2 protein-coding genes are annotated in these 6,298 nt (G+C 40.2%); both read left to right on the forward strand.

The annotated features are described in order from the left end of the window. Window positions 1-85 precede the first annotated feature (85 nt). The gene (locus L2703_RS15245) at window positions 86-2,551 is read left to right on the forward strand and encodes an EAL domain-containing protein (RefSeq protein WP_248971936.1); all 2,466 of its coding nucleotides are present in this window, start codon (window positions 86-88) and stop codon (window positions 2,549-2,551) included. A gap of 11 nt (window positions 2,552-2,562) precedes the next feature. Further along, window positions 2,563-5,667: an ATP-binding protein gene (locus L2703_RS15250; protein WP_248971937.1), complete on the forward strand. Its 3,105-nt coding sequence runs from the start codon at window positions 2,563-2,565 to the stop codon at window positions 5,665-5,667. The last annotated feature ends 631 nt before the right edge of the window (window positions 5,668-6,298 follow it).

The raw sequence follows: 6,298 nt of genomic DNA on the forward strand, positions 1-6,298 counted from the left end.
TATAATGTAAGATTCATTATGTCGCTTAAATTTAACAAGTGATTAATGTAAATGGATGTTCAGTTGTAATCAGGGAGTCATGTTCATGTTGTTGTCGGGTTTAGCAAATACGGTTTATCGCATATTAATTATTGATGACGATATCCAGAATATTTTTATCCTAGAAGACATTTTGTCACCTTTAGGTAATATTTATTTTTCTGAATCAGGCAGCAATGCTTTGGCTTTGGTTGATAAAATCAAGCCTGATGTTATTTTACTCGACATAGAAATGCCAGATATGGACGGTTGGCAAGTCTGCCGTGCGCTTAAATCTAACCCACTTTACAGCGACATCCCCATCATTTTCATTACTGGTCATACAGAGCCTGAATTTGAAAAACTAGCATTAGAAAGCGGCGGTGTTGACTTTATTACCAAACCTTTTAATGCGTCTATTTGTTGCTTAAGGGTACATACCCAGCTGAAATTTAGACAGCAAAATCATTTAATTGTTAAAGCCAAAGAAGAATTACAACAGCTAGTTAATCAAGTACCTATGCTCATTACCTACTGGGATGCTGCTGGGAATAATTTATTTAGTAATGATTACTCAGGCATGTGGTTTGACCAACTGGTTGGCCAGGTAGACGGAAAGCATATTTCGAGTATTTTTCCAGCAGAACTGAGTCATGCCGTACTGTCACATCAAAAAGTGGCCACCACAAAGCCTGTAAAATACATCGTGACAGTAGCAAACGACATAGGCACCAGTTTTTATGAGGTATTTCAGTCAAAAATGAAATCCAGTTCGGGAATGGATGGCTATTTAGTGACTGTGGTGGATGTCTCTGAGGTGAAGCATGCCAAGCAAGCTCTGCATTCAGAAAAAGAACGTTTACGGGTTACATTAAACTCTATTGGCGATGCCGTTATCGCAACTGATACCAAAGGCCTGATTACCTTTATGAATCCAATTGCTGAGCGCATGACTGGCTGGAGAATTAAAGAGGCGCTTCATCAAAAAATTGAAACGGTCATGCAACTTCGTGACTCTAACACTCGCCATACATTATTAAACCCGCTTTATATTGCATTACGTGAGCAACGTATTGTTGCCATGGCGCTAAACAGTCAGTTACTGGCCCGCGGCGGACAAGTTTTTGCTGTTGAAGATTCTGCTGCGCCCATACGCAATGAAAACGGTGAAGTGATTGGCGCCATTATGGTGTTTCATGATGTGAGTGAAACCATGGCAATGGCCATGAAAATGAGTCATTTAGCAAATCATGATCAATTAACCGATTTACCTAATCGAATTTTATTGCAAGACAGACTAAGTGTGGCATGTTCTTCAGCGAAATCTTTTGGCACAAAAGCGGCTGCATTACTGGTTGATATCGATCATTTTAAATACCTTAATGATTCACTCGGGCACCAGCTAGGAGATGAGTTGATTTGCCTTATGGCGCAGCGGATCAATTCATTAATTCCACCGTCGTACACATTGGCAAGGCTTGGCGGGGATGAATTTGTGGTTTTGATGAGCGATACACAGTCGGTTGAGGCGTCGTCGGTATTGGCAACTAAATTAGTAGATGCTATGCATGAGCCTTTTGTGTTGGCTGGGCAAAAATTTAGCGTGTCTATCAGCATTGGGATCAGTGTTTATCCAGATGACGCTTCTGATGCCGAAGAGTTGATGCGTCATGCCGATGTGGCTATGTATCGAGCTAAACAAGAGGGCCGCAATCGGTTTAGCTTTTTCTCGTATGATCTAGAAAATTCTATTCGTGAGCGGCATCAGCTTGAATTGAGTTTACGCAACGCGCTATTAAATGATGAGTTATTGGTGTTTTATCAACCCAAGTTTGATTTAACAACCAAACGCATTATTGGCGCGGAGGCTCTGGTTAGGCTTACTGGAGATGATGGTATATTTATTTCTCCAACAGAGTTTATTCCGCTGGCTGAAGAGACGGGTTTAATCATTAAGTTGGGCCAACAAGTATTATCTAAAGCCTGTATTGAAGCAAAGCGCTGGTTTGATATGGGGTATGTTATTCCGGTTTCTGTCAACGTTGCCGTTGCACAATTTGCTGACCCGAATCTTGAACATATGATTGCCACAGCTTTACAAGAGTCGCAGTTACCTGCAGAGCTGCTAGAGCTTGAAATAACCGAAACAGCATTAATGTTAGATGCTGAAGAAATGCAAACTAAATTAAGTCAGTTAAAGGCTTTGGGAGTCACCATTGCCATTGATGATTTTGGTACAGGATATTCGAGTTTAGCATACTTAAAAAAATTCAATGTTGATGTGATGAAAATTGACATGTCTTTTGTTAAAGACATGCTTAACAATAAACATGATTACGAGATTGTGAAGACGATAATCTCACTAGGGCGTTCAATGGAATTAACATTGATTGCTGAGGGCGTAGAAACCGAAGCTCAACGTCAGGCGTTAATTGAACTTGATTGTGTGATGGGCCAGGGATATTTATTCAGTCGACCGTTACCAGCAAATGAATTTAGTGACTTTATATTATTAACAGAACACTGGGTGTAAATAGGAAGGGTATGCGCAATCCATGGCCTAGAAAAAGTCATCACGTTAGGCACAAGACCTTGTCTTACTTAGGTTACTTTGTTATCGGCTGTTTTTGCTTACTCTTTTATTTGGTGTATTCAAATTTTGCCCAAAATGCGATCATTAAAAAAAATAAAGCAACATTAGCACAGTTGAGTCACACAGCCGCTCTAGAAATGAGTGATGTTTTCAACGTTTATAAAAATAAAGTGTTGTTTTTACAGTCTACGGCTTCTGTTAAAGGGATTAGCCGCAGCCTGCAGCATAATGATATCGACCCCATAGACGGAACAACAACCGCGCAATGGAAAAAACGCTTACAGGATATGTTTACAGCGTTTATCCAAACCAATCCAGAAGTCAGGCAGTTACGTTTTATTAGCCGTCTAAATAATGGGCATGAAGTGGTGAGGGTTGAGCGGCGTAATGACAAAGTTGTGGTGGTACCTGAAGGCTTATTGCAAGACAAAAGTGATACAGAATATTATTCGGCCATTGCAAAATTAACCCCCAATGAACTTTATATCTCAGATATTACCTTAAATCGAGAATATGGCGTGATAGAAACGCCTGTATGGCCAACATTTAGGGTTGCGAAATCCATTTTTGATGATCAAGACACTTTTTTTGGTTTTGTTATCGTCAATATCGACGCCAACATCTTACTTGAACAACTTCAAAGGGACTTTAAGCATTCATTGTTTGAGCTCGCGATACTTAACTCAAATGGTTATTTTATTTCTGCACCTAATCCTGCGCTTCATTTTGGTTTTGACCTGAACATACCCAACTCAACATGGCAATTACAAACTGCAAATACCCCACTGCCAATCCTCGGTCATATTGAAGAGGTCCGGCTCGATAAACAAGATTACTGGTCGATTGGAGAAACCGTTTTTTTATCGACCCAAGAAGATAGGCAATTAACAGTGATTGGCTTATTTCCTAAAAAGGCTGTTGCGGCGCTTTGGGAGCCACAACGAAATGCCATGATGTTACTTATGTTTGTTGTTTTTGCCATTATTGTTGCCATTATTCTGATTTATCAAAAGTATGTATCTAAACTCATTGAATTACATGATAACCAGTCATTGTATCAAGCGATTATTGCAGGCTCCCCAGATGCCATTATCAGTGTTGATCGCCAAGGCTACATATTGACCTGGAATGAGTCTGCCACTTTTCTATTTGGCATTGCACAAGCACAGGCCATTAACACTAATTTACTCGATGTAATTAACGAAAATGACGATGCAAAAGTGCTTAACTCGCAATTAATCGCCACGGTATTTGATAAAAAAGAGCATACCCTTGTCACCATAGAATCTAGCCATCATGGCGCCGAGACAAAAGTGTTTACGGTGAGTTTGTCGCCCGTGATTGTAATTAATTCAACCAACATTACCAGTATTTCAGCCATAATCCGCGATGTGACCGATTCAAGGCGCAGTGAGCAAAAAATTCTGCAAATGAATGAATCTTTAGAGCAGCAGGTCATTGCTAGAACACAGGAGCTTGAAGCGGCAACGGCTGAGGCCATATCGGCTAACAAGTTAAAGAGTGAATTTGTTGCCAATATTAGTCATGAGATCCGCACTCCGCTCAACGGTATTGGTGGGATGGTTGAATTACTCAAGCGTGAATATTTGTCTGATAAACAATTAAGTTATCTGTCTATGGCGAAAAACAGCATTGCCACGCTGACAGTATTAATTAACGATTTACTTGATCTTTCTAAAATTGAATCGGGAAATTTGCAGGTTGAGTTAGAACCTTTTGACTTACTCGATAATGTTTGCGGTGTCATCAGTATGATGTCGCTAAGAGCAGAAGAAAAAGGCTTGATATTATTATTAGACAGTGTCGAATTAAAGCACAGAAAGCTCATTTGTGACCCATACCGCATCAAGCAGATATTGGTTAACCTTATTGGAAATGCCATTAAGTTTTCGGCCAAAGGGCATATTATTGTCAAAGTCAGCACCCGTGCTTACGATGAGCGACCAGACAATATTAATGTTGAATTTTCAATTATTGATAATGGTATTGGTATTACAAAAGAACAACAAAAAAAGCTATTTAGCCCTTTTACTCAAGCAAATGGTTCTATTACTCGTGACTTTGGTGGAACCGGTTTAGGCTTGTCTATTTCAAAACAACTTGTGACGTTATTAGGTGGGGATATTGGCGTAAAAAGTGAGATCGGCCAAGGCAGTACCTTTACGTTTAATATTTGTGCCAACCACAATCGGGATATCAATATAACACCTGCCGCGCCCCCTTTTGCTGAGCAATCTGTGCTGATTTTCATTGCTGATGAACCCACAGCGCATTTAATGCAAAAGCAATGTCAAACGTGGTCTGCCAATGTCACCTTGGTAAGGGAATTTTCACAATTTGTCAGTGTGATGACTCAAAGCAAACCCGATGTGATTATTGCCGAAAACCACTTAATTGTGGCAGAAGATACACATTGGCTCCAACACAGTTCAATTGCAAATTGCCTTTTACTGTTAATGATTGGTCGTGATGAAGTGGATATCGCTTTGCTAGAAAGTGCCAGTTGTGAGCATCTCATCAAGCCGGTTTTACCCATACACTTAATAGAGCTTTGCAGTAAGCGACTCAATAATAGTGTCAATATCGCTGAGCAGACAAACTATGGCAGTGCGATGTCTAAGGCTTTACCGGATAAAAAATACAGTGTACTTGTAGTAGATGATAATCAAATAAATCGAATTGTTGCGCAAGGGTTGTTAGAGGAATTACCCGTTGAGGTTTATACCGCCAATAATGGTCGAGAAGCGATAGCGTTTTTAAAAAATGTCCAACATAAAAACGACCTACACTTAGTATTGATGGATGGACAAATGCCTGTTTTAGATGGCTATAAAGCGACGGAGTTTATTCGACAGGGGCAAGCTGGGGAGTTGATGGCAAACGTGACTATTATTGCAATGACAGCCGATACCATGGCAGGGGATCGTGAGGCCTGTTTAGCGGTGGGGATGGATGATTTTATTTCAAAACCAATAGATAAAGGTGCGTTTTTACATAAAGTGATGTTTTGGCTAGCACAAACTGAAACAAAGTAGCGTTCATTGATCTTTGTTGATGGGTAAAGGTTTTGGGTTGTTATTTCCCTGAGAGCGCTAAAACGCCATAAAACGGTCAACTAATACTGACCAACAACTCAACACGTTTGCCTCTTTGCCGAGTTTATTTTGACAAATACCTCACTGATAATTTTCGCTAAAAGAGCACATTCTAATGCGGATTGGCATAACCATTTGCTCTGTTACGATTATGGAGGCATCAAAAAAATAAAGCCCCATTGCATCCGTTGCTTTGGGGCTTTTGTTTGCATTGTTTGCGCTTTTTTATTGTTTAAGCGGTTATACCTTTCTATGAAGATATTGTTGATGACTTAAACTCAATCCTGCCAATGGCATGAATAAAAGTGACGTTACTGGATATAGAGTCTGGGGACCCAATAACGCCTGAACTGTTGTGCCAGTGGTGATACATGTCGTGCTGGCGGTAAAACAAATAAAGCGGCAAGGATGCAAGATAGTTTGCGCTTGTTGTTATTAGTCTGTTTGCTGTGTTATCAACGTGCTGGGGGCTAGCTGATAGTACGGTCAAACATCCTTGCCATAACATTGAGAGCGCTGCATTAATCCATAAGGCAGTCTCTACTGAATAAAAGTGACGTTACTGGATATA

Origin of the sequence: Shewanella basaltis, from assembly GCF_023283885.1 — a bacterium.
GTDB classification, from domain to species: Bacteria; Pseudomonadota; Gammaproteobacteria; order Enterobacterales; family Shewanellaceae; genus Shewanella; species Shewanella basaltis.